The sequence below is a fragment of the Pelomonas sp. CA6 genome, from assembly GCF_022549225.1.
In the GTDB taxonomy this organism is placed as follows: Bacteria; Pseudomonadota; Gammaproteobacteria; order Burkholderiales; family Burkholderiaceae_C; genus Roseateles.
Window position 1 is genome coordinate 213,415 of sequence record NZ_JAKZFD010000009.1, and the last position, 24,901, is coordinate 238,315.

The window sequence follows — 24,901 nt, forward strand, 5'->3', positions numbered from 1 at the left end:
TTTCAGCTGACACATCTGTCCGGTGAGCGGGCTCCTGTAGTGGCACGCACAAGTCCGCATGCTCGCCGTGGCCTCCAGCCTCAGGCCAGCCGCGTCAATCACCGTAAGATGCTCGCCGGCCGGCCGTTGCTTTGCCACGCTGGCGTCGAACGCGGACCCCCATCCCTTTCGGCAAAACCCACGCCAAATTCAAAGGTTACGCCAGAGGCCCAAGTGCAAACGATGGGACGACGGTGTGCAGGCGGTTTTGTGTCAGAAGTGAGGAGCCCACTCGGCTAGAGATACCAGAAGAATCAATGACCTACGACGGAAATACCAAGTCAAAGCAAGGCGTTACTGAAATCGACTTTTCGGGCCACACCCCCATGATGCAGCAGTACCTGCGCATCAAAGCCGAGTTTCCCGATACCCTGGTGTTCTACCGGATGGGGGATTTCTACGAGGTCTTCTACGACGACGCACGCAAGGCCAACCAGCTGCTGGACGTCACGCTGACCACGCGCGGCCAGAGCGGCGGCGCGCCGGTGGTGATGGCCGGCGTGCCGGTGCACGCGCTGGAAGCCTACCTGGCCAAGCTCATCAAGCTGGGCGAGGCCGTCGCGATCGCCGAGCAGGTGGGCGAGGTCGGCGCAAGCAAGGGCCCGGTGGAGCGCAAGGTGGTGCGCGTGGTCACGCCGGGCACGGTGACCGACACCGAACTGCTCGCCGACAAGCAGGACTCCATCCTGCTGGCCGTCGCCACCCAGGGCGGCAAGGCCAACGCCACGCTGGGCCTGGCCTGGCTGTCGCTGACCCAGGGCCAGCTGGGCCTGGCCCAGTGCAGCGAGCGCGAGCTCGCCTCCTGGCTGGGGCGACTGTCGCCGTCCGAAGTGCTGGTGGACCGCGAACGCCATCCGGCCGCGGTGCTGGCGGCCCGGCTGCCCATCACCAATCGGCCCAGCTGGCAGTTCGACAGCGGACTGGGCCAGCGCAAGCTCTGCGAACAGCTGGGCGTGGCCAGCCTGCAGGGCTTCAACGCCCAGGACCTGGGCGCCGCGCATGCCGCCGCGGCCGCCCTGCTTTCCTATGCGGAGCACACCCAGGGCCGCGCGCTGGCGCATGTGAAGAGCCTGCAGGTGCAGCGCGCCAGCGACCTGCTGGACCTGCCGCCCGCCACCCAGCGCAATCTGGAGCTGACCCAGACCCTGCGCGGCGAGAGCTCGCCGACCCTGCTGTCGCTGCTGGACAGCTGCCGCACCGGCATGGGCAGCCGTGCCCTGCGCCACTGGCTGCTGCATCCCAGCCGCGACCGCGCGCCAGCGCGCGCACGCCAGGAGGCCATCGCCGCACTGATGGCCACCGGCTTCGAGCCGCTGCGCGAGGCGCTGCGCCAGGTGTCGGACGTCGAACGGATCGCGGCGCGCATCGCGCTGCGCCAGGTGCGCCCGCGCGAACTCGCCGGGTTGCGCGCCACGCTGCTGGTGCTGCCCGAGCTGGCCGGCACGGTGCCCGGCGACGCCGCGCTGCTGCGGGAGCTGATCGCGGGCCTGGGCGCCTCGCCGCACCTGGCCGAGCTGCTGTCGCGCGCGATCGCCGAGGAACCGGCCGTGCTGCTGCGTGACGGCGGCGTGATCGCCACCGGCTTCGACGAGCAGCTCGACGAGCTGCGCGCAATCCAGGAGAACTGCGACGCCTTCCTGCTGGATCTGGAAACGCGCGAACGCGCGCGCACCGGCATCGCCAACCTGCGCGTCCAGTACAACAAGGTGCATGGCTTCTACATCGAGGTCACCAGCAGCGGGCTGGACAAGGTGCCGATGGACTACCAGCGCCGCCAGACGCTGAAGAACGCCGAGCGCTTCATCACGCCCGAACTCAAGACCTTCGAGGACAAGGCCCTGTCGGCACAGGAGCGCGCGCTGGCACGCGAGAAGCTGCTCTACGAACTGGTGCTGGACCAGCTCAGCGAGGAGCTGCCCGCGCTGACCCGCCTGGCGCGCTCGCTGGCCGGACTGGACGTGCTGGCCGCGCTGGCCGAGCGCGCCGCCACGCTGAACTGGTGCTGCCCCGAGTTCGTGCCCCAGCCCTGCATCCAGATCGAGGCCGGCCGCCACCCGGTGGTCGAGTCCCGGTTGCGCGAGACCGGCGCCGGCGAGTTCATGGCCAACGATTGCCGACTGGACGCGCGCACCAAGATGCTGGTCATCACCGGTCCCAACATGGGCGGCAAGAGCACCTTCATGCGCCAGGTGGCGCTGATCGCGCTGCTCGCCGCGGTGGGGTCTTACGTGCCCGCCTCCGCGTGCCGGCTGGGCCCCATCGACGCGATCCACACCCGCATCGGCGCGGCCGACGACCTGGCCAACGCGCAGTCCACTTTCATGCTGGAGATGACCGAGGCCGCCGCCATCCTGCACAGCGCCAGCGACCAGTCGCTGGTGCTGATGGACGAGATCGGCCGCGGCACCTCCACCTTCGACGGCCTGGCGCTGGCCGGCGCGATCGCCAGCCATCTGCACGACCGCTGCCGCGCGTTCACGCTGTTCGCGACCCACTACTTCGAGCTGACCGAGTTCCCCGTCCAGCATCCGCAGGCGGTCAACATGCATGTCTCGGCAGTGGAGAGCGGCGAGGACATCGTCTTCCTGCACGAGATCCAGCCCGGCCCGGCGAGCCGCAGCTACGGCGTGCAGGTCGCGCGCCTGGCCGGCATGCCGGCCACCGTGGTGCGCCAGGCCCGCGGCGCGCTGGAGGCGCTGGAGGCGCGCGCCAGCGCAGGCGAGGCGCAGATCGATCTCTTTGCCGCCCCCGCCGCCGCGGCCGAGCTCGAGCCGCCGGCCACCCCTGTCCCGCAGGAGATAGCGGCGCTGCAGGCGGCGCTGCAGGATCTGAACCCCGACACCCTGAGCCCGCGCGAGGCGCTGGACGCGCTGTACCGGCTCAAGACCCTGGCCTCGGGCAAGACATGACCCCCACCGCCGCCGAGCCCGACGCGCTGCCGCGCACCCTCGTCTTCTCGCACGCCAACGGCTTTCCCGCCGGCTGCTACCGCGTGCTCTTCCACGCCTGGGAGGCTGCCGGCTGGCAGGTCCATGCGATCCCGCGCATCGGCCATGATCCGGCCCGGCCGGTGACCAGCAACTGGCCCCACCTGCGCGACGAGCTGATCGCCTTCATCGAGGAGCAGGTGCAGCCCCGCATGCCCCGGCCCGGCCCGGTGATGCTGGTGGGCCATTCGCTGGGCGGCATGCTGTCGCTGCTGGCCGCCTGCCGACGGCCGGCACTGGCCCAGGGCCTGGTGATGCTGGACTCGCCGGTCGTCGAGGGCTGGCGCGCCCACAGCCTGGGCGTGGCCAAGGCCACTGGGCTGGTACGGCGCGTTTCGCCCGGCAAGGTGTCGCGCCAGCGCCGCCACGAATGGGGCAGCCGCGAGGAGGTGCATGCGCATTTCGCGGCCAAGCACAAGTTCGCGCGCTGGGACCCGCGCGTGCTGCAGGACTATGTGGACTGCGGCTTCGACGAGCACGGCGGCCGCGTGCACCTGGGCTTCAAGCGCGAGATCGAGACCCACATCTACAACACCCTGCCGCACAACCTGCCGGGCCTGTTGCGGCGCCACCCGCCGCGCTGCCCGGTCGCCTTCGTCGCCGGCACGCAGTCCGAGGAGTTGCGACAGGCGGGCGCCCATGCGTCCAAGACCCTGGCGCGCGAGCACTTCCACTGGTTCGAGGGCAGCCACCTCTACCCCTTCGAGCGGCCGGACGACACCGCCGCGCTGGTGCTGCAGCTGATGGAGCAGCTGCGTCTGCAGCCCCGGCGCTGAGGCGCGCGGCGCTGGCGCCACCGGGACAAGCCCCGAGGTCCGGGCGGGCATCCCGGATCGCTATAATCGCGCTTTACCACCACGGCGTTCTTGCATCCCTTCGGATCGGCAAGGCGCTGCAAGACAATGACCAAGTACGTCTTCGTCACCGGCGGTGTGGTGTCCTCGCTCGGCAAGGGTATCGCATCGGCCTCGCTGGCCGCTTTGCTCGAATCCCGGGGCCTCAAAGTCACCCTCATCAAGCTGGATCCCTACATCAACGTGGATCCGGGCACCATGTCCCCCTTCCAGCACGGCGAGGTCTTCGTCACCGACGACGGCGCCGAGACCGACCTGGACCTGGGCCACTACGAACGCTTCATCACCACGCGGATGAAGCGCTCCAACAACTTCACCACCGGCCAGATCTACAAGTCGGTGCTTGAAAAGGAGCGCCGTGGTGATTACCTGGGCAAGACGGTCCAGGTCATTCCGCATATCACGAACGAGATCCAGGACTTCGTCAAGCGCGGCGCCGGTGCCGGCACCGCGGACGCGGTGGACGTGGCCATCGTCGAGATCGGCGGCACGGTGGGCGACATCGAATCGCTGCCCTTCCTGGAAGCCGCGCGCCAGATGAGCCTGAAGCTGGGGCCGACGAACACCGCCTTCGTCCACCTCACCTACGTGCCCTGGATCGCCGCCGCCGGCGAACTGAAGACCAAGCCCACGCAGCACACGGTGCAGAAGCTGCGTGAGATCGGCATCCAGCCCGACGCGCTGCTGTGCCGCGCCGACCGCCGCATCCCGGACGACGAACGCGAGAAGATCTCGCTGTTCACCAACGTGCCCGAGTACGGCGTGATCTCGATGTGGGACGTGAACACCATCTACAAGGTGCCCCGCGTGCTGCACGAGCAGGGTCTGGACCAGCTGATCTGCACCAAGCTGCAGCTCAACACCAAGTCCACCGACCTGAAGCGCTGGGACAGCCTGGTCTATGAGGTCGAGAACCCCAAGACCGAGGTCACGATCGCGATGTGCGGCAAGTACACCGACCTGTCGGACTCGTACAAGTCGCTCAATGAGGCGCTGCGCCACGCCGGCATCCACAACCATGCGCGGGTCAACATCGAGTATGTCGACTCCGAGACGCTGGACGCCGACAACATCGCGCAACTGGGCAAGTTCGACGCCATCCTGGTGCCGGGCGGCTTCGGCAAGCGCGGCGTCGAAGGCAAGATCCTCGCCGCCCAGTACGCCCGCGAGCACCGGCTGCCCTACCTGGGCATCTGCCTGGGCATGCAGGTGGCCACCATCGAGTACGCGCGCCACAAGGCGGGCCTCGCCGGAGCCAACTCCACCGAATTCGAGCCTGAGGCGCCGCACAAGGTGATCGCGCTGATCGACGAATGGCAGGACGCCGACGGCTCCATCCAGAAGCGCGACGCCAACTCCGACCTGGGCGGCACCATGCGCCTGGGTGCGCAGAGCTCCGACGTCAAGCCCGGCACGCTGGCCTACGAGATCTACGGCCCGGTCGTCACAGAGCGCCACCGCCACCGCTACGAGGCCAACGAGCACTACCTCGACAAGCTGCAGGGCGCCGGCCTGGTGATCTCGGCGATCACGCAGCGCGAGAAGCTGACCGAGATCGTCGAGCTGCCGCGCGAGGTGCACCCCTGGTTCGTCGGCGTCCAGTTCCACCCCGAGTTCAAGTCCACGCCCTGGGACGGCCACCCGCTGTTCAAGGCCTTCATCAAGGCCGCGCTGGACCACAAGGCCCAGGCCTGAGGAGATCCGCCATGAAGCTGTGCGGCTTTGACGTCGGGCTGGACCGCCCCTTCTTTCTGATCGCCGGCCCCTGCGTCGTCGAGAGCGAGCAACTGCAGATCGATGTCGCCGGGCGCCTCCAGGAGATCACCGGCGAGCTGGGCATCCCTTTCATCTTCAAGTCCAGCTACGACAAGGCCAACCGCTCCAGTGGCGTCTCCTTCCGTGGCCCGGGCATGGACAAGGGCCTGGAGATCCTCGCCCAGGTCAAGCGCCAGCTGGGCGTGCCCGTGCTGACCGACGTGCACACCGAGGCCGAGGTGCCCACCGTGGCTGGCGTGGTTGATGTGCTGCAGACGCCGGCCTTCCTGTGCCGCCAGACCGATTTCATCCGCGCGGTGGCGCAGAGCGGCAAGCCGGTGAACATCAAGAAGGGCCAGTTCCTCGCGCCCCACGACATGAAGAACGTGATCCAGAAGGCTCGCGACGCCGCGCGCGAAAAAGGCCTGCCGGACGACGTGTTCATGGCCTGCGAGCGCGGCGCCAGCTTCGGCTACAACAACCTGGTGTCCGACATGCGCAGCCTCGCGATCATGCGCGAGACCGGCGCGCCGGTGGTGTTTGACGCCACCCACAGCGTGCAGCTGCCCGGCGGCCAGGGCACCAGCTCGGGCGGCCAGCGCGAATTTGTGCCGGTGCTGTCGCGCGCCGCGGTGGCGGTGGGCGTCGCGGGGCTCTTCATGGAGACCCACCCCGATCCGGCCAACGCGCTGTCCGACGGCCCCAACGCCGTGCCACTGAAGCACATGAAGGCGCTGCTGGAGCAGCTGGTCGCGCTGGACCGCGTGGTCAAGACCCAGCCGCTGCTCGAGAACGACTTCAGCTGCTGACCCTTCCCTCTCACCGCACCGGAGCCTCCGCCACCATGGCCTCTTTCGTGATTGCCGACGTGACCATCACCGACCCCGAGCAGATGGCCAAGTACCGCGAGTGGAGCACCAAGGCCATGCAGGAGCATGGCGCGGAGATCCTGGTGCGCGGCGGCGCGATCGAGGTGCTGGAAGGCGACTGGCAGCCCAGCCGCCTGGTGATGCTGAAGTTCGCCGACCATGCGGCGGCGCGCGCCTTCTACGATTCCCAGACTTACCAGCATGCCAAGTCGCTGCGCCAGAACGCCGGCGTGATGCGCATGCTGATCGTCGACGGGGTCTGAGCCCCCGAATGTTCAGCGCGGGTAACGCTTCGCTGGCACCATGCGGCCGGCACCGCACCTCGCCCTAGATTTTTCACTTCTGGAGACTGTTCCCATGAGCGCCATTGTTGACATCGTCGGCCGCGAAATCCTCGACAGCCGCGGCAATCCCACCGTGGAATGCGACGTGCTGCTGGAGTCCGGCGTGATGGGCCGCGCGGCCGTGCCCTCCGGCGCGTCCACCGGCTCGCGCGAGGCCATCGAGCTGCGCGACGGCGACAAGGGCCGCTACCTGGGCAAGGGCGTGCTCAAGGCCGTGGAACACATCAACACCGAGATCTCCGAGGCCGTGCTGGGCCTGGACGCCTCCGAGCAGGCCTTCCTGGACAAGACCCTGATCGACCTGGACGGCACCGAGAACAAGAGCCGCCTGGGCGCCAACGCGATGCTGGCCGTCTCGATGGCCGTGGCCCGCGCCGCCGCGGAAGAAAGCGGCCTGCCGCTGTACCGCTACTTCGGCGGCATGGGCGGCGTGCAGCTGCCGGTGCCGATGATGAACGTGATCAACGGCGGCGCCCATGCGAACAACTCGCTGGACCTGCAAGAGCTGATGATCATCCCCGTGGGCGCGCCGAGCTTCCGCGAAGCCCTGCGCTGGGGTGCCGAGGTCTTCCACGCGCTGAAGAAGATCATCGACGCCAAGGGCATGTCCACCGCCGTCGGTGACGAAGGCGGTTTCGCGCCCAGCGTCGAGAACCACGAGGCCGCGATCCAGCTGATCCTGGAAGCGATCGACAAGGCCGGCTACACCGCCGGCGAGCAGATCGCGCTGGGCCTGGACTGCGCCGCCAGCGAGTTCTACAAGGATGGCAAGTACGTGCTGGAAGGCGAAGGCGGCATCCAGCTCAGCGCCGAACAGTGGACCGACATGCTGGCCACCTGGGTCGACAAGTACCCCATCATCTCCATCGAAGACGGCATGGCCGAAGGCGACTGGGACGGCTGGAAGCACATCACCGAGCGCCTGGGCGCCAAGGTGCAGCTGGTCGGTGACGACCTCTTCGTGACCAACACCAAGATCCTGAAGGAAGGCATCGACAAGGGCATCGCCAACTCGATCCTCATCAAGATCAACCAGATCGGCACGCTGACCGAGACCTTCGCCGCCATCGAGATGGCCAAGCGCGCGGGCTACACCGCGGTGATCTCGCACCGCTCGGGCGAGACGGAAGACTCCACCATCTCCGACATCGCCGTGGGCCTGAACGCCGGCCAGATCAAGACCGGCTCGCTGTCGCGCTCGGACCGCATGGCCAAGTACAACCAGCTGCTGCGCATCGAGGAAGACCTGGGCGACATCGCCGTCTACCCGGGCCGCGCTGCGTTCTACAACCTGCGCTGAGGACAACGGCGGGGCCGCTCTACCGGAGCGGCCCCGCCCCTTGCGCCCACGGGTCCGGCCGCGTGAGCACGCGCCGGCTCGGATACGCCGCGCCCCCCCGGGCAAGGCCCAAGGCCCCGGCTGCACGCAGAAGTTACACTCCGACGCCATGAAGACCCTGGCCGTCATCCTCGTCGCCTTTCTTGCCGCGATCCAGGCACAGCTGTGGCTGGGCAAGGGCGGCCTGGCGCGCGGTGTGCAGCTGCGCGCCGAACTGCGCGCGCAGGACGCCGCCAACGAGCAGGCCCGCGCCCGCAACGCCCAGCTCCAGGCCGAACTGCTGGACCTGAAGGAGGGTCTGGAGATGGTCGAGGAAAAGGCCCGGCTCGAGCTGGGCATGGTCAAGCCGGACGAGATCTTCGTCCAGCTGCGCCGCTGAACACCCCTCCCCCATGGACACCCTGCTGCAACTGCTGCGGCCCGCGCTCGCGCCGGCCTTCCATGCGCTGGGCAGCCCGATCAGCTGGCTGGAACTGATCGCCTTCGTGCTCGCGCTGTGGATGGTGGTCTGCAACATGCGCGTGCAGGTGCTGGCCTGGCCGCTGGCGCTGATCAGCTCGCTGCTGTACTTCCTGCTCTTCCTCGACGGCAAGCTCTATGGCGAAGCCTCGCTGCAGCTGCTGTTCGCCGCGCTGGCCCTATGGGGTTGGTGGCAATGGCTGCGCGGACGCACATCCGACGGAGAGCCGCTGCGCGTGCGCCGGCTCAGCGCGCGCGGGCGTGTCGCCGCGCTGCTGTTGACGCTGGCCGCGTGGCCGCTGCTGGGCCTCTTCCTGCAGCAGCGCACCGACTCCCCGCTGCCCTACTGGGATGCGTTGCCCACCGTCGCCAGCCTGACCGGGCAATGGCTGCTGGGCCGCAAGTACCAGGAGAACTGGCCGGTTTGGGTGGGCGTCAACTGCGTCAGCGTGCTGCTGTTCGCGATCAAGGGCTACTGGCTCACGGTGCTGCTGTACGCGCTCTTCGTGCCGCTGTCCGTGGCCGGCTGGCGTGCCTGGCAGCGTCAGCTCGCGGCGCCCGCCTGAGCCCCGCCATGGCCCTGCGCATCGCCCTGCTGGGTGCCGAGAGCACCGGCAAGACCTGGCTCGCCGAGGCCCTGACGGCTCGCCTGAGCCAGCAGCCGGGGCTGCGCGTGGCCCGCGTCGACGAGTACCTGCGCGCCTGGTGTGAGCGCGAGGGCCGCACGCCGCGTGCCGACGAGCAGGCCGCGATCGCCGCCGAGCAGGCGCGCCGGATCGACGACGCGGCCCGCTGCGCCGACGTGGTCGTCTGCGACACCACGCCGCTGATGACCGCCGTCTACAGCGAACTGCTGTTCGCCGATACCGCGCTGCACGCATCCGCGCTGGAGTTCCAGGCTCGCCTGGACCTGCACCTGCTCACCGGGCTGGATCTGCCCTGGCAGGCCGACGGCCTGCAGCGCGACGGCCCCCATGTGCGTGAGCCGGTCGACCGCGCGATCCGCCGTCTGCTGCGCGCGGCCCGACTGCCCCATGCCATCGTGCTGGGCCAGGGCGAGCAACGGCTTCACGCGGCGCTGCGCGCGCTGCCGCCGCCGCTGCGAGACCTCGGGGCCACCGCCGCTTCCGGCCTGTTCAGTGGCCTGCTCGCCGGTCACGCGACCCAGGCGGGCTGGCGCTGCGAACTCTGCGACGCCCCCGAATGCGAGCGCCTGAGCCGCCATCGTCCTCAGGGCGCCGGAGAAACCGCCGACTGAGCCGCCGACTGAGGCCCCCAGACCAGGCTGGCGCACAGCCCCTCCCCGTCCAGCCCCGGCCCCAGCTCCAGGTTCGCGCCCAGCAGCTCGGCATAGCGGCCGACGATGGCCAGCCCCAGGCCGCTGCCCTGCCCAAGCTGGCGCGCCAACTGGCCGCGCCACCAGCGCTGGCGCAACTGTTCCTGCTCCAGTCGCCCCAGCCCGGGGCCACGGTCGGCCACGCTGAGCACAACGCCGCCAGCGCGCCGCTGCAGCCCCACCACGATGGCATGCGCGCCCCGCGCCGGCCGGCCATAGCGCACCGCGTTGTCCAGCAGGTTGTTCAGCACGCCCTCCACCAGCGCTCGGTCCGCGCGCAGCGTCAGCGCATCGTCCAGCCCGTTGGCCTCGATCTGGATGCCGGCCTGGTCCAGCCGCGGCAGGCGGCTCAGCAGCAACTCGCGCACGCACTGATCCAGCCGCAGCGGCTGCAGCACCAGCGTGGCCTTGCTTTCCTCGGCCAGCGCGAGCGCCAGCAGCTGGTCGATCAGGTGCGAGGCGCGCGACTCGGCCGCCAGCACCGCCTCCAGCTGCTCACGCCAGCAGGCCGGATCGCGCTGTGCCAGCCCGTACTCGGCCGCGGCGCGCACGCCGGCCAGCGGCGTGCGCAGCTCGTGGGCCACGGTGCCAGCGAACTCGCGCTGCGCCGACACACCCTCCTCGACGCGCGCGAGCAGGCCGTCGATGGAATCGCCCAGCTCGCCCACCTCGGCGCTCTGCGCCTGCGAGCGCAGCTCGGGCGGCAGCGGCGATAGATCATTGGCATCGCGCTGCTCCAGCCATTCGCGCAGCTGGACCACGGGCGCGAGGTCGGAGCGGATCACGCGGCGCAGCCACCACAGCATCATCGCCAGCAGCAGGCCCTGCGGCAGCAGCGAGCTGAGGACCAGGCGCCGCAACAGCATGGAGCGGCTGTTGGTCGTCTGTGCGACCACGATCACCGCCGCTTCCGGCTGCTCGCGCGTCAGCACCACGGCGCGCAGCGCCAGGCCGTGGTAGCGGATGTCGCTGTAGTCCACGGTCTTGTCGGGGCGCTCGGGCGGACGCAGCCCGGCATGGCCGGCCACCAGATGCCCATCGGCGGCGAACACGGCGAAGAAGACCTGCTCGCTCTGGTCGTACAGGATGGTGCTCAGGTCGCTGTTGCTGATCGCCAGCGTCATGCGGCCGTCGCGCAGACCCAGGTGCGCGGCCAGTACCAGCGCATCGTCCAACATCGACCGGTCATAGGCGCGCTGCGTGAAGAAGTGCGCCGCGCCCAGCGCCAGCAGGCTGCCCAACGCCCAGATGAGCAACAGCGGCGGGACCAGATGGCTGAGCAGCCGCGTGGGCAGCGACGGCCCGTTGCGACGGCGCGGCATCAGCCTTCGGCCTCGATCAGATAGCCCAGCCCGCGCAAGGTGCGTATGCCCGCGCCGCTGCCCGCGAGCTTGCGCCTCAGCCGCGACACGAAGGCCTCCAGCGCGTTCGCGCCCAGCGCATCGTCGAAGCCCGAGAGCTTGTCCGACAGCTCCTTCTTGCTGACCAAGCGCCCGGGCGGCGTCAGCAGCTCCCACAGCACGTCGAATTCGCGCGCCGGCAGCTCCAGCGGCTCGTCGCCGATGCAGAGACGGCGCGCACGGCGATCCAGGCGCAGCAGCCCCACCTGGGCCTCGTCGGCGACGTCCAGGCGGCGGCGCATCAGCGCCCGCAGCCGCGCCTCCACCTCGGCCAGTTCGAAGGGCTTGCCCAGGTAGTCGTCCGCGCCGGCATCCAGACCGGCGATGCGCTCGTCGGTGCGGTTGCGCGCGGTGAGCACCAGCACCGGCGTGCGATCGCCACGCGCACGCGCCTCGCGCAGCACCTGCAGCCCGTTGCCGTCCGGCAGGCTCAGGTCCAGCAGCACGGCATCGAAGGGCTGGATGCGCCACAAATAGCGCGCCTCCTCGGCCGTCGCGGCCCGGTCGCAGCGGTGGCCCGCATCGCCCAGGCTGCGCTGCACGATGGAACTCAGCGTGGGATCGTCTTCGACCAGCAGGATGCGCATGGGCGTGAAGTTAACCGATTTGGCGCCGGGCCCGGCAAGAACCAGAGGCCCGGGACCGGATGCCGCGCCCTGGTCAGCTTCCGGTCAGGCGATGTTTGGGATAACCCTGAGCATGCTGAAACCACCCTATGCCGCGTGGATCCTGAGCGCCACGCTGATGGCCGCCGGCATGCACGCCGGCGCCGAGGCTCCGCCGCGCCCGGCCGCCGGTGCGCCCGGTGCGCTGTCCCTCACGCTGACCCAGGTGCTGGAGGCCGCCGCGCAGAACGCCGACGCCCGTGTGGCGCGCAGCGGCGTGGATGCGGCGCAGGCCGATGTGCTGGCCGCCGACCATGCCCCACTGCCGCAGCTGAGCGCCAAGGCCAGCCAGATCGACCTGCAGAACGGTGTGGGCGGCGGCAACTGGCTGCGCGACAAGCGCGTCGACAAATCCGTCGGGCTGGACTGGACCTGGGAGCGCGGCGACAAGCGCGCGCTGCGCACCGCCAGCGCGCGCTCGGCGGTGCAGGCGGCGCAGCAGGACTGGCGGGCGGTCCGCCAGCAGCAGCAGATGCAGGCCGCGTCGGCCTACTTCGACCTGCTCGCCGCGCAGGCCCGGGTCGTTGAAGTCCAGGGGCTCAGCGACAGCGCCGCGGCGCTGGCCGAACTGATGGGCAAGCGCGTGCAGGCCGGCGACGCCGCGCCGCAGGATCTGTCACGCAGCGAAGTCGAAGCCGCCAAGGCCCGCAACGACCTGCGCGCCGCCGAGGCGGACCGCCGTCAGGCCGCGCTGCAGCTGGCGCGCCTGCTGGGCCGCCCCGGCGACGCGCTCGCCGCCGAGGAGGACTGGCCTCGGGCCCACGCGCCGGCCGAGCTGCAGCCAACGCTGCAGCCCTGGATCGACGCCCGCCCCGAGGTGCGCGCCGCGCAGGCCCGCGAGGACGCGGCGCAGGCGGCGTTGGACCTGGCCCGGGCCGGCCGCAAGAGCGATGTGACCTGGGGCGTCTCGCTGGATCACTTCCCCGGCACCTCCACGCGCCAGCTGGAGCTGCGCCTGCAGATGCCGCTGCAGCTGGGCTACCAGCAGCAGGGCGAGATCGGCCGCGCGCAGGCTCAGCTGAATCAGGCCCGCGAGCTGAACGCCAAGGCCCGCGCCGACGCCGAGCTGGACCTGCAGCAGGCCTGGACGACCCTGCAGACCCAGGCCGCGCTGCTGCATGCGCAGCAGGACGAATTGCTGCCGCGCGCACGCGCACTGATGGCCCAGGCCGAGCTGGCCTACCGCAAGGGTGCCAGCAGTCTGACCGATCTGATCGAAGCCCGCCGCACCTTGCGCGCCGCTGTGCTGGACGCGCTGGACGCGCGCCGCAACCATGCCAGCGCCCTCGTGCAATGGCGATTGCTCACCGAAACCAACGGCGCCGCCCCCGAGGCCGCCGCGCAGCCATGATGTCCGATCTCCTCGTCCACCGCCCGGCGCGGCCGCCGCGCCGCCACCGCCTCGCCCTGCTGGGCCTGTGCCTCAGTCTGCCGCTGCTGCTTGCCGGCTGCGGCCGCAACGAATCCAGCGCGCAGGCGGCCGAGCCCTCGGCGGCCGAACCCGTGCTGCAGGGCCAGCAGTTGCGCTACCCCGAGCGCCATCCGCAGCTGCAGCTGCTCAAGACCGCGCCCGCGCGCGCCGGCCAGGCCGTGGACCAAACCCTGCCGGCCAAGCTGGTGTGGGACGAGTCGCGCACCCAGCGCATCGTGCCGCCTCTGGCCGGGCGCGTGGAGCAGTTGGTCGCCGACATCGGCCAGACCGTGCGCCCCGGCAGCCTGCTGGCTCGCATCAGCTCGCCCGACCTGGGCCAGGCCCAGGCCGACGCGGCACGCGCGCTGGCCGACCAGCGCCAGGCCCAGCAGCAACTGCGCCGCCAGCGCGAGCTGGCCGAGGCCGGCATCACGGCGCGCCGTGACCTGGAGCAGGCCGAGGGCGATGCCGCCCGCGCCGACGCCGAGGCCGCCCGCGCGCAAAGCCGGCTGCGCCTGTACGGCGGCGGCCAGGGCGTGGACCAGCAGCTGGGCCTGCGCGCCGGCATTGCCGGCCGCATCGTCGAGCGCAACCTGAACCCGGGCGCCGAACTGCGCCTCGACCAGTCCGGCCCCGGCACGCCGGCGCTGTTCGTCATCAGCGACCCCAGCCGCCTGTGGGTGCTGATCGATGCGCGCGAAGCGGACCTGGCCACGCTGCGCCCGGGCACCGAGTTCGAACTCTCGGTGCCGGCCTGGCCCGAACGGCGCTTCAGCGCCCGCGTGACCGCCAGCGCCGACGCGATCGACCCGGCGACGCGAACGATCAAGGTGCGCGCCGAGGTCGACAACCGCGAGGGCCTGCTCAAGGCCGAAATGCTGGGCACGGCCCACCTCAAGCGCCAGCTGGGCAGCGGCGTCGTGGTGCCGGCCGCGGCCGTGCTGCTGAACAAGGACCGCCACCGCGTCTTCGTGCAGAGCGCGCCGGGCGTGTTCGAGCCGCGCGACGTGGAGCTGGGCCACATGGGTTCGCAGGAGATCGTCGTCACGCGCGGGCTGGAGGTCGGCGAGCAGGTCGTCGTCGAGAACAGCCTGCTGCTGGCGCGCCAGTTCCGCATCGCCGAGGATGACGCGGCGCCAGCCGGCGCGGCGTCCGGCGCGGCCAGCGGAGCGCGCCGCCCATGAAGCGCCTGATCGCATTCGCGCTGCGCCAGCCCGTGCTCATCGTGCTGGCGGTGGCGCTGTTCGCCGGCGCCGGCCTGATCGCGTTCCAGAACCTGTCGGTCGAGGCCTTCCCCGACGTCACCGACACCCAGGTCACGGTGATCGCGCTCTATCCCGGCCATGCCGCCGAGGAAGTCGAGAAGCAGGTCACGCTGCCCATCGAGGTCGCGCTGTCGGGGCTGCCGCATTCCATCCGCGTGTTCTCGCACACACAGTTCGGCCTCTCCTACACCGTGGTCACCTATGACGACGCGGCCACCGTGGCGCAGGTGCGCCAGGAGGTCAACGAGCGGCTGCGTGGCGTGGACCTGCCGCCCGGCGTGGAAGCCGACGTGGCACCCAACGCCACGCCGGTCGGCGAGATCCTGCGCTACCGGCTGCGCGGCGACGGCAAGAACACGACCGAGCTGCGCGCCATCGAGGACTGGACCGTCGAGCGCGCGTTGCGCCAGGTGCCCGGCGTGGCCGATGTTGTCGCGATGGGCGGCTACATCAAACAGTACGAGGTGCAGCCCGACCTGGACAAGCTGCGCGCCTTCGGCCTGAGCTTCCAGAACCTGCTCGACGCGCTGGGCCGCGGCAACGCCAACGCCGGCGGTTCCTATGTCGCGCAGGGCGCGCAGCAGTACGCCATCCGCGGGCTGGGACTGCTGCGCTCGGCGGACGACATCGGCCAGATCGTGGTCACCGCGCGCAACGGCACGCCCATCCTGATCCGCGACGTCGCGCAGGTGGTGGTCGGCGCGGTACCGCGGCTGGGCGTGGTCGGCCAGGACGACGACGACGATGTGGTCACCGGCATCGTGGTGATGCGCAAGGGCGAGAACGCGGCGCAGGTGCTGGCCGGCGTGAAGGAGCGCATCGCGCAGCTCAACGCCCGCGGCCTGCCGCCGGGCGTGCGCATCGTGCCCTTCTACGACCGCACCTGGCTGATGGGCAAGACCCTGTCCACCGTGTTCCGCAACCTGGTCGAAGGCGCGCTGCTCGTGTCGCTGGTGCTCTACCTCTTCCTGAGCAACCTGCGCGCCAGCCTGGCGGTGGTGGCGGTGATTCCGCTGGCCCTGCTGTCGACCTTCCTCGGACTGAAGATCCTGGGCGTGCCGGCCAACCTGCTGTCGCTGGGCGCGATGGACTTCGGCATCATCGTCGACGGCGCGGTGATCGTGGTGGAGAACATCATGCACCGGCTGGCCGAACGCGGCGAGAACCTGGACGGCCGCAAGCGCCTGCAGCTGATCACCGAGGCCACCGACGAGGTGGGGCGGCCGACGCTGTTCTCCATGCTCATCATCATCGCGGCGCATGTGCCCATCTTCGCGCTGCAGCGCCACGAGGGCCGCATCTTCCAGCCCATGGCGCTGTCGGTGAGCATGGCGCTGGTCGGCTCGCTGGTGTTTTCGCTGACCCTGGTGCCGCTGCTGGCCTACTGGATGCTGCGCCACCGGCTGCCGCATGGCGACAACCGCGTCGTCTCGCTGGCCAAGCGCGTCTATGCCCCCGTGCTGGAATGGGCGCTGACCCACCGGCGCCGGCTCTTCGTCATCGCCGGGCTGTGCTTCGCGCTCGCGCTGGGCGTGCTCACGCGGCTGGGCTCGGAGTTCCTGCCCGAGCTGGACGAAGGCAGCCTGTGGGTCAACCTGCGCCTGCCCTCGTCCACCTCCACCGACGAGGCCTCGCGCGTGCTGCGCACCGTGCGCCAGGCGCTGCACACCGTGCCCGAGGTCAACACCGTGGTGTCCAAGACCGGCCAGCCCGAGGACGGCACCGACCCCAAGACCATCAGCATGGCCGAGATCTACGTGGACCTGAAGCCGGCCGAGCAATGGCGCGCGGGCCAAACCAAGGAGGCGCTGATCCAGCAGATGGAGCGCGCGGTCGAGGCGGTGCCCGGCATGGAGCCCAACTTCTCGCAGCCCATCCGCGACAACGTGCTGGAGTCCATCTCCCAGGTCGACGGGCAGATCGTGCTCAAGATCTCCGGCGAGGACCTGGTCGAGCTGCGCCGGCTGGCCGAGGCGCTGGAACGCCAGGTCAAGCAGGTGAGCGGCGTCTACCGCGCCGAGATCGACCGCCTGGGCGACCTGCCGCAACTGCAGATCGAGATCGACCGCGACCGCGCGGCGCGCCTGGGCCTCAACGTCAGCGATGTGCAGGATGTGATCGAGGCGGCCTTGGGCGGCAAGGTCGCGACCTCGCTGTGGGAAGGCGAGCGCAAGTTCGCCGTCGCCGTGCGCCTGCCCGAGGCGCGCCGCGCGCTGGACGCGCTGAGCGCCACGCCCGTCTCGCTGCCCGGTGGCGGCACGGTGGCGCTGGGCGCGGTCAGCCGCATGCGCGAAACCAGCGGCGCGATGGACATCGCGCGCGAGAACGGTCGCCGCACCATGGCCATCGGCGTCTTCATTCGCGACCGCGACATGGGCTCCATCGTGGCCGACATGAAGGCCGCGGTCGCCGCCCATGTGAGCATCCCGGCCGGCTATGAGCTGACCTGGTCGGGCGAGTTCGAAAACCAGGAACGCGCAATGCGTCGGCTGACCATCGTCGTGCCGATCTCGCTGCTGCTGATCTTCGTGCTGCTGTTCAACGCCTTCAACTCCTTCAAGCTCGCGGCGCTGATCCTGATCAACGTGCCGCTGGCGCTGATCGGCGGCATCGTCGCGCTGTGGGTCTGCGGCATCCCGCTGTCGGTGTCGGCCGCGATCGGCTTCATCGCGCTGTCCGGCCAGGCGGTGCTCAACGGCGTCGTGATGCTCAGCGTGTTCGAGCAGCTGCGCCAGCGCGGCATGCAGGTACTGGAAGCTGTACGCGAAGGCTCGATGCAGCGCCTGCGCACCGTGCTGATGACGGCGCTGCTGGCCGCGCTGGGCATGCTGCCGATGGCGCTGTCGCACGAGATCGGCGCCGAGACGCAGCGCCCGCTGGCGATCGTCATCATCGGCGGCCTGGTCAGCGCCACGGTGCTGACGCTGCTGGTGCTGCCGGCGCTGTACGCCGCCTGGTGCTCCCCGCCCGGGCCGGCGCCCGCGGAGCTGCCGCCCACCAAGGACGGCCATGACTGACGGGACCGCGCTGACGCTGCCGACGCCACCCCATCTGCCGCCGTCGGCCAGACTCGCGCGCCAGGTCGGCCTCGCGCTGCTGGGCCTGGTGCTGCTGTGGACCCTGGCCATGGGTCTGCTGCACACCACGCCGCCGTGGGACAACGTGGAAGAGCTGGTCTGGTCGGGCAGCTTCGAGTGGGGCTACTACAAGCACCCGCCGCTGCCCACCTGGCTGCTCGGCGTGCTGACGCGGCTGCTGGGCCGCCAGGCCTGGGTCACCTATGCGGCCGGCATCGGCTGCGCGGCGCTGGCGCTGTACTTCGTCTGGCGCTGGGCGTTGGACATCGTCTCGCCGCAGCGCGCAGCGGTGGCCGTGCTGTTGGGCACGGCGGTGGCCTACCACTCGCTGCGCGCCGTCATCTACAACCACAACAGCGTGCAGCTGGCCCCGCTGGCGGCCTACTGGTGGCTGCTGTACCGCGTGCTGCGGCCGCAGGCCCAGGCGCCCCGGCTGTGGGAAAGCCTGGGGCTGGGGCTGGCGGTGGGCCTGGCGGTGCTGACCAAGTACAGCGCCGTGTTCCAGCTCCTCGCGGGCCTGGGCGTGCTGGTCTACAGCCAGGCCTGGCGGCGTGCCCAGGTCCGCCAGGCCCTGCTGCTGGCCGCGCTGGTGGCGGCCGTGCTGCTGGCACCGCACCTGTGGTGGGTCTGGCAGCACCCGGAGCAGAGCCTGGGCTATGCGCGCCATTCGATGCACAAGTTCGGCAACGGGCGCTCGCCGGAGCTCAAGCTGGTGCAGGTGATGCTGGTGCAACTGGTCCGCGTGCTGCCGCTGCTGGCCCTGTGGGGATTGGTGGCCTGGTGGCGCCGCCGCGAGGCACGGCCGGAGATGGCCACCCCGCCCGCGCGCGACGGCGCCGACTTCGCCTCGCTCTTTCTGAGCTGGGCTCTGTGGGCGCCGCTGGCGCTGCTGTTCGGGTTGTCCGCGCTGATGCGCTGGCCGCTGTCCTCGTCGTGGCCGACCACCTTCTTCCTGCCGCTGAGCCTGTGGCTGGTCATGCACCGGCCCGCGCTCGCGGCCGAACGCTGGACAGCGCGCACCTGGCGCGTCTTCGTCGCCGCGGCGGTCGCGCTGCAGCTGGTGGCGGCGCTGGGCCAGGGCGTGGGCGGCGGCTGGCTGGCCCAGCGGGCCCGCCATGCGCACCGCGCCAGCTTCCCGGCGCCGCAGGTGGCCGAGCAGCTGCAGGCGATCTGGCAGCAGCACAGCAGCCGTCCGCTGACGCTCATCGCCGGCGAAACCTGGCTGAGCGGCGCGGTCGCGCTGGCCACCGGGCCGCAGGTGCAGGTGCTGATCGACGGCAATCCGGCCTACTCGCCCTGGGTGGGCGCCGACGCGCTGCACGAGGATGGCGTGCTGGTGCTCAAACTGGAAGATCCGCGGCAGCCGCTGGAGCCGGCCGCCGACCCGATGCTGGACGCGCTGATGGCGCGCGCCAGCGCCCGCGGCCTGCTCACGCTGCCCTGGACCCAGCACCGCTCGGCGCCGCAGGTGCGCCTGCACTGGGCCATCGTGCCGCCTCACGCGCCATGACGACCCTGGGCAGCAGGCCGGCCGTGCCCGGATCGAACCGTTGGTGGCGCTATGTCGCGGTGGGCGGCGCGGCCACCGCGGTGCACTACGCCTGGCTGATGGGCTGGGTGCAGCTGGCGCACGGCGAAGCCGCCTGGGGCGCCGCCACCGGGGCCGCATTGGGCGCTGCCGTGGCCTATCTGGCCAACCGCCGCTACACCTTCGCGGCGCGCGCGGCGCATCGCCGCGCGCTGCCGCGCTTCGCCAGCGTCGCGCTGCTCACCACCGGGCTCAGCGCGGCCCTGGTCGCCGGCGCGCAGCAGCTGGGGCTGCACTACCTGATCGGGCAGATCCTCGCCACCGGCAGCGGGCTGGTGCTGGGCTATCTGCTGAACCGCCATTGGAGTTTCCAATGATCGAACCCGTCGTCCCCGCGGCCAGCGCCACGGCACCGTCCGGCGCCACGCAGCCCTGCGGCGCCTGCGCCCTCAGCGTCGTCGTGCCGGTGTTCAACGAGGAGCAGGCGCTGCCGCTGATGCACCAGCGCCTGCTGGCCGCGCTGCGGGCCCTGCCCGCCCCCTTCGGCGAGCGCTTCGAGATCGTCTATGTGGACGATGGCAGCCGCGACGGCTCGGCCGCGCTGATCGCCGCGCTGCAGCGCGGCTGCCGCTGGGTCAGCCGGCTGCATTTCAGCCGCAACTTCGGCAAGGAGGTCGCGCTGACCGCGGGCCTGGCCCACGCGCGGGGCCAGGTGGTCATCGTGATGGACGCCGACCTGCAGCACCCGCCCGAAAGCATCGCCGAGATGCTGCACGCCTACGAGGCCGGGGCGGACGTGGTCAACATGCGCCGCCGCAGCCGCGCCGACGAGACCTGGCTCAAGCGCCGTGCCGCCGGCGGCTTCTACCGCCTGATCAACCGGCTCAGCGACGTGCCCATCCCGGCCGACGTCGGGGATTTCCGCCTGCTCAGCCGCCGCGCGGTGGACACGCTGAACCAGATGCCCGAGCGCAACCGCTTCATGAAGGGGCTGTTCGCCTGGATCGGCTTCCGCCAGGTGACGCTGGAATACGACTGCGCCGAGCGCGTGGCCGGCGAGACCAAATGGCATTTCCGCCAGCTCTGGCGCTTCGCGATCGAGGGCATCACCGCGTTCTCGGTGGCGCCGCTGCGCCTGGCCTCCAAGCTGGGCATGATCAGCGCCGTGCTGGCCTTCGCCGCCGGCGCCTACTTCATCGCCCGCACGCTGGTGTTCGGCGACCCGGTGCAGGGCTTTCCGACGCTGATCGTCGCGATGCTGATGCTGGGCGGCCTGCAGCTGATGGCCATCGGGCTGCTGGGGGAATACCTCGGCCGGCTCAGCGTCGAGAGCAAGGCGCGCCCGCTGTTCATCATCGACACCTACGAGCCGGCCCACGCCGTGCAGGTGCCCGGCCGATGAGCCCGCCCCCGCCGCCCGTGGTCCCCCTGCCGCAGACAAGACCTGGCACCCGGTCGCGCGCGGCGCGCACCCTGCTGCCGCTGTTGCTGTTGTTGCTGGTGTTGCGCCTGGTGCTGGCCGGCACGCTGCCGCTAATGGACACCACCGAGGCCCGCTACGCCGAGATCGCGCGCAAGATGGCCGAGATGTGTGACTGGATCACGCCCTGGCACGAGCCGGGCGTGCCCTTCTGGGCCAAGCCGCCGCTGTCCTTCTGGCTCACCGCCTGGAGCTTCAAGCTCTTCGGGGTCAGCGAATTCAGCGCCCGGCTGCCGCATCTACTGTGCTCGCTGGCGGTGGCCGCGCTGACCGGCGATCTCGCCCGCCGCGTGCTCGGTGCGACGGCGGCGCGGCGCGCGCTGGCGCTGCTGGGCGGCTCGCTGATGTTCGTCGTCGCCTCGGGCGCGGTGATGACGGACGAGGTGCTGCTGCTGTGCATCACGGCGGCCCTGCATGCCTTCTGGTGCGCGTTGCATGCCCCGGGCCGCGCCGCGACGTATGGCCGCTGGGGCTTCTTCGTGGCGCTGGGCTTGGGCCTTCTGGCCAAGGGGCCGCTGGCGCCGGTGCTGGTGCTGATCCAGGTCTTGCCCTGGGCGGCGCTGAGCGGCCGGCTGCGGGACGCCGTCGCGCGCCTGCCCTGGCTGCGCGGGCTGGCGCTGATGCTGCTGCTGGCCGCGCCCTGGTACCTGGCCGCGGAGGCGCGCACGCCGGGCTTTCTGCAGTACTTCATCGTCGGCGAACACTGGCATCGTTTCGTCACGCCGGGCTGGGGTGGCGACCGCTACGGCCGCGCGCACCAGATGGCGGTGGGCACGATCTGGTTGTTCGCAGGGCTGGCCTGCCTGCCCTGGCCGCTGCTGCTGCCCTGGGCACGCCGGCGTGGCACCGGATCGCGGTCCGGCCCGCCCGCGGCGCGGGGTTGGACGGCCTTCGTCGTGCTCTGGTCGCTGGCGCCACTGCTGTTCTTCACGCCGGCGCGCAACATCATCGCGCCCTATGTGCTGCCGGCGCTGCCCGGGCTGGCGCTGTGGGGCGCCACCTGGCTGCAGCGCCAGCCGCCCGCGCGCGCCGACGCGTTGCTGGCCGGGGGGCTAGGACTGATGGCGCTGGTGCTGGCCGCGGCCTGCCTGCTGCCGACCGCGCGCTGGACCGATGCGCACAGCGCACGGCAGTTGATCCGCGCCGACCAGCAGGCCCGGCGCGCCGACCCCATGGATGCAACGGCCGCGGCGCCGCTGGTCTTTGTCGGCGAACGGCCCTTCTCCGCGTCGTTCTACAGCGGCGGCCAAGCGCGCGAGATGGCCTCGCTGGACGCCCTCGCGGCCGTCGCGGCGGCGCCGACGCGGGTGGCCCTGCCGGCGGACGAGGTGCAGGCGCTGCCCGCCCACGGCCTGCGCGTCGTGCGCGACCTGGGCCGCCACGGCCGCTGGGCGCTGTTGCTGGTACAAGCCGGGGACCGAGAATCCATGCGTCCATGAACCCGGCCATCTCCCCCCCGACCTCGACCCTGACCCCGAGCTTGACCCTGTGTGCCGACGACTTCGGCATGAGCGACGGGGTCGACGACGCCATCCTGCGCCTGGTCGAGCGCGGCCTGCTGACGGCCGTGTCCTGCATGAGCCTGGGCCCGTGCTGGGCCCGCGATGCGCGCGCGCTGGCCGATTTGGCGCGGGGCCGCTGCGACCTGGGCCTGCACCTGGACCTGACCGAGTTCGCCGCCGACACGGTGCGCCACCCGCTGGGGCGGCTGATCGCGCGCGCCTATCTGGGCCGGCTCGACCGCGCGGCGCTGGCCGCCAGCATCGAACAGCAGCTGGACGCCTTCGAGGCCGCGGCCGGACTGCCGCCCGCCTTCGTCGACGGGCATCAGCATGTCCACCAACTGCCCGGGGTGCGCGAACTGCTGCTGCAGGCGCTGGCGCGCCGCGGCGGATCGGCGCCGGGCCCCTGGATACGCAACACCCGCCCGGCGCTGGGCGGGCGCTGGAACGACAGCGACGACCGCAAGCACCGCGTCATCGCCGCGCTGGGCAGCCGGGCGCTGCAGCGCGCCTGCGCGCGCCAGGGATTGCGCCAGAACGCCGACATGCTCGGCGTCTACCCCTTCGACGGCAGCGCCGCCGACTACGAGGCCCGGCTGCAGCGCTGGCTGGACCGTGTCGGCCCCGCCACGCTGCTGATGTGCCACCCGGCCTCGCGACCCGCCCCCGGCGATGCGATCGCCGCGGCACGGCTGCGCGAGTACGGCGTGCTGTCCGACCCCGGCCTGCTGCGCCGGCTCGAGGCCCGCGGTCTGGTGCCCCGCCCGCTGAGCGCGTTGCGCTAGGGCGTTTATATTCATGGGCTGCCCCCGTCCAGGGTTTCCGTTGACCACCCCCGAGGCCCCGCATGCGGGGCCGGCGACCCCATGATCCATCCCGGTTTCCGCCGCGCGCTGCCGCGGCTGCCTCGTGCCCTGCCAGCGCTCGCGCTGGCCACCGCCCTGCTCGCCGGCTGCGCAACGCCCGGCCAGGCACCCAGTTCGCCAACGAACGAAGCGCCGGTGCGCGTCAAGGTGCTGGCCATCAACGACTTCCACGGCAATCTGCTGCCGCCCGCCGGCGGCATCCGCATCGCCGACCCCGCGCGGCCGGGCGAGACGCTGCAGGTGCAGGCCGGGGGCGCGGAATACCTGGCCAGCGCGGTGCAATCGCTGCGTGCCAAGAATCCCCACCATGTGTTCGTCGCCGCGGGCGACCTGGTCGGCGCCAGCCCGCTGCTGTCGGCGCTCTTCCATGACGAGCCGACCATCGAGGCCCTGGGGCTGATGGGCCTGGAGCTGAGCGCGGTGGGCAACCACGAGTTCGACGAAGGCCTGGCCGAGCTGCAGCGCAAGCAGAACGGCGGCTGCCATCCTGGCGATGGCTGCAAGGGCCCCAAGCCCTTCGAGGGAGCCCGCTACCGCTACCTGGCGGCCAGCACGGTGGACGAACGCAACGGCCAGACCGTTTTCCCCGCCTATGCGATCAAGCGCTTCGACGGCGTGCCCATGGCCTTCATCGGGCTGACGCTCAAGGGCACGCCGGGCCTGGTCAGCCCCAGCGGCGTGCGCGGCCTGCGCTTCGAGGACGAGGTCCAGACCGTCAACCGCCTCGTTCCCGAGCTGCAGCGCCAGGGCGTGCAGGCGATCGCGGTGCTGATCCACGAGGGTGGCTACCCCACCGGCGGCCACAATGAATGCCCCGGCATCTCCGGCCCCATCGTCGACATCGTCGAGCGCCTGGACCCGGCGGTGGACCTGGTGATCTCCGGTCACACCCACCGCGCCTATGTCTGCCGCATCGCCGGCCGGCTGGTGACCAGCGGCGACAAGTTCGGCACCCTGGTCAGCGAGATCGACGTCGAGCTGGACCGCCGCAGCGGCGACGTGCGCAGCGTCAGCGCCGGCAATGTGATCGTGCAGCACGACCGCTTCGCCAAGGATGCGCAGCAGACCGCACTGATCGCCGGGTACCAGCAGGTCGCCGGGCCGCTGATCCACCGCCATGTGGGCCGCATCGCGGCCAGCTTCGACCGCGACGAGACGCGCAGCCCCGGAGGCGGCACGGCCATGGGCCAGCTGGTGGCCGACGCCATGCTGGCCGCCACCGCGCCCGCCGACCAGGGCGCTGCCGAGCTGGCCCTGACCAACATCGGCGGCGTGCGCACCGGCCTCGTGCTGCAGGGCGATGGCTCGGTGAGCTATGGCGACCTGTTCGCCGCGCTGCCCTTTGGCAATGCGCTGGTCACGGTGGAACTCAGCGGCGCGCAGCTGCTGCAGGTGCTCGAGGAGCAATGGCGGGGGCAGCCCAAGTTCCGTCCGCTGCAGGTGTCGCGCGGCTTCGCCTACACCTGGGACCCGGCGCGCCCGGTGGGCCAGCGCGTACTGCCCGACAGTGTCACGCTGAACGGCGAGCCGCTGCGCGCCGAGCGCCGCTACCGGGTCGCGATCAACGCCTTCCTGCAGGCCGGAGGCGACGGCTACGCCACCCTGACCCAGGGCCAGGCCGCGGTGATCGGCCCGCGCGACGTGGACGCGCTGGAAGCCTTCGTGAAGGCCCAGCCCGGGCCGCTGCAGCCCAGCAGCCTGGACCGCGTGCGGCGCCGCTGAGCG

The 24,901-nt window shown here is 71.1% G+C and carries 20 protein-coding genes; 18 read left to right on the forward strand and 2 right to left on the reverse strand.

Features of this window, described 5'->3' with window-relative positions; translation table 11 throughout:
* Positions 1–365 precede the first annotated feature (365 nt).
* The 9 genes from mutS to LZ017_RS16175 all read left to right on the forward strand — a co-directional run bounded on the left by mutS (position 366) and on the right by LZ017_RS16175 (position 9,904).
* The gene (gene mutS / locus LZ017_RS16135) at positions 366–2,948 is read left to right on the forward strand and encodes a DNA mismatch repair protein MutS (RefSeq protein ID WP_241397914.1); all 2,583 of its coding nucleotides are present in this window, start codon (positions 366–368) and stop codon (positions 2,946–2,948) included.
* Entirely contained in the window at positions 2,945–3,802 is an 858-nt protein-coding gene (locus tag LZ017_RS16140; protein ID WP_241397915.1) for an alpha/beta fold hydrolase, read from the forward strand. The genes mutS and LZ017_RS16140 overlap by 4 nt, the downstream gene beginning before the upstream one ends.
* 126 nt (positions 3,803–3,928) lie before the next feature.
* Entirely contained in the window at positions 3,929–5,575 is a 1,647-nt protein-coding gene (locus LZ017_RS16145; protein WP_241397916.1) for a CTP synthase, read from the forward strand.
* Positions 5,576–5,586: 11 nt separating this feature from the next.
* The gene (gene kdsA, locus LZ017_RS16150; protein WP_241397917.1) at positions 5,587–6,444 is read left to right on the forward strand and encodes a 3-deoxy-8-phosphooctulonate synthase; all 858 of its coding nucleotides are present in this window, start codon (positions 5,587–5,589) and stop codon (positions 6,442–6,444) included.
* 35 nt (positions 6,445–6,479) lie between these two features.
* Positions 6,480–6,767 (forward strand): DUF1330 domain-containing protein, encoded by a 288-nt coding sequence (locus LZ017_RS16155; RefSeq protein WP_241397918.1) that lies wholly within the window; start codon positions 6,480–6,482, stop codon positions 6,765–6,767.
* A 94-nt stretch (positions 6,768–6,861) separates the two neighbouring features.
* A complete protein-coding gene (gene eno, locus LZ017_RS16160; RefSeq protein ID WP_241397919.1) occupies positions 6,862–8,148 on the forward strand; it encodes a phosphopyruvate hydratase in 1,287 nt (428 codons plus the stop codon).
* Positions 8,149–8,296: 148 nt separating this feature from the next.
* Entirely contained in the window at positions 8,297–8,566 is a 270-nt protein-coding gene (ftsB, locus tag LZ017_RS16165) for a cell division protein FtsB (RefSeq protein WP_241397920.1), read from the forward strand.
* A gap of 13 nt (positions 8,567–8,579) precedes the next feature.
* On the forward strand, positions 8,580–9,212 hold the full coding sequence (gene pnuC, locus LZ017_RS16170) for a nicotinamide riboside transporter PnuC (RefSeq protein WP_241397921.1): 633 nt from the start codon (positions 8,580–8,582) through the stop codon (positions 9,210–9,212).
* 8 nt (positions 9,213–9,220) lie between these two features.
* Positions 9,221–9,904 carry an AAA family ATPase gene (locus LZ017_RS16175; protein ID WP_241397922.1) on the forward strand — a complete coding sequence of 228 codons (684 nt, stop codon included), beginning with the start codon at positions 9,221–9,223 and terminating at the stop codon, positions 9,902–9,904.
* Here the strand turns inward: LZ017_RS16175 and LZ017_RS16180 are convergent.
* Positions 9,877–11,304 (reverse strand): sensor histidine kinase, encoded by a 1,428-nt coding sequence (locus LZ017_RS16180; RefSeq protein WP_241397923.1) that lies wholly within the window; start codon positions 11,302–11,304, stop codon positions 9,877–9,879. The genes LZ017_RS16175 and LZ017_RS16180 overlap by 28 nt on opposite strands.
* Positions 11,304–11,969 (reverse strand): response regulator transcription factor, encoded by a 666-nt coding sequence (locus LZ017_RS16185; RefSeq protein ID WP_241397924.1) that lies wholly within the window; start codon positions 11,967–11,969, stop codon positions 11,304–11,306. Before LZ017_RS16185 ends, LZ017_RS16180 begins: the two co-directional genes overlap by 1 nt.
* A 112-nt stretch (positions 11,970–12,081) precedes the next feature.
* Between LZ017_RS16185 and LZ017_RS16190 the strand changes: the two genes are divergently transcribed.
* From LZ017_RS16190 to LZ017_RS16230, 9 genes are all read left to right on the forward strand, one after another.
* Complete coding sequence (locus LZ017_RS16190; protein ID WP_241397925.1) at positions 12,082–13,398, forward strand: TolC family protein; 1,317 nt, start codon at positions 12,082–12,084, stop codon at positions 13,396–13,398.
* Positions 13,395–14,642, forward strand: a complete 1,248-nt coding sequence (locus LZ017_RS16195; RefSeq protein ID WP_241397926.1) for an efflux RND transporter periplasmic adaptor subunit — start codon at positions 13,395–13,397, stop codon at positions 14,640–14,642. Before LZ017_RS16190 ends, LZ017_RS16195 begins: the two co-directional genes overlap by 4 nt.
* Entirely contained in the window at positions 14,639–17,740 is a 3,102-nt protein-coding gene (locus LZ017_RS16200; protein ID WP_241397927.1) for an efflux RND transporter permease subunit, read from the forward strand. The genes LZ017_RS16195 and LZ017_RS16200 overlap by 4 nt, the downstream gene beginning before the upstream one ends.
* On the forward strand, positions 17,733–19,310 hold the full coding sequence (locus LZ017_RS16205) for a glycosyltransferase family 39 protein (protein WP_241397928.1): 1,578 nt from the start codon (positions 17,733–17,735) through the stop codon (positions 19,308–19,310). Before LZ017_RS16200 ends, LZ017_RS16205 begins: the two co-directional genes overlap by 8 nt.
* 23 nt (positions 19,311–19,333) lie before the next feature.
* A complete protein-coding gene (locus LZ017_RS16210; RefSeq protein ID WP_241397929.1) occupies positions 19,334–19,705 on the forward strand; it encodes a GtrA family protein in 372 nt (123 codons plus the stop codon).
* Positions 19,702–20,730 (forward strand): glycosyltransferase family 2 protein, encoded by a 1,029-nt coding sequence (locus LZ017_RS16215; protein WP_241397930.1) that lies wholly within the window; start codon positions 19,702–19,704, stop codon positions 20,728–20,730. Before LZ017_RS16210 ends, LZ017_RS16215 begins: the two co-directional genes overlap by 4 nt.
* Complete coding sequence (locus LZ017_RS16220; RefSeq protein ID WP_241397931.1) at positions 20,727–22,247, forward strand: glycosyltransferase family 39 protein; 1,521 nt, start codon at positions 20,727–20,729, stop codon at positions 22,245–22,247. The genes LZ017_RS16215 and LZ017_RS16220 overlap by 4 nt, the downstream gene beginning before the upstream one ends.
* Positions 22,244–23,095 (forward strand): ChbG/HpnK family deacetylase, encoded by an 852-nt coding sequence (locus LZ017_RS16225; protein ID WP_241397932.1) that lies wholly within the window; start codon positions 22,244–22,246, stop codon positions 23,093–23,095. The genes LZ017_RS16220 and LZ017_RS16225 overlap by 4 nt, the downstream gene beginning before the upstream one ends.
* An 81-nt stretch (positions 23,096–23,176) precedes the next feature.
* Entirely contained in the window at positions 23,177–24,898 is a 1,722-nt protein-coding gene (locus LZ017_RS16230) for a bifunctional UDP-sugar hydrolase/5'-nucleotidase (protein ID WP_241397933.1), read from the forward strand.
* Positions 24,899–24,901 lie beyond the last annotated feature (3 nt).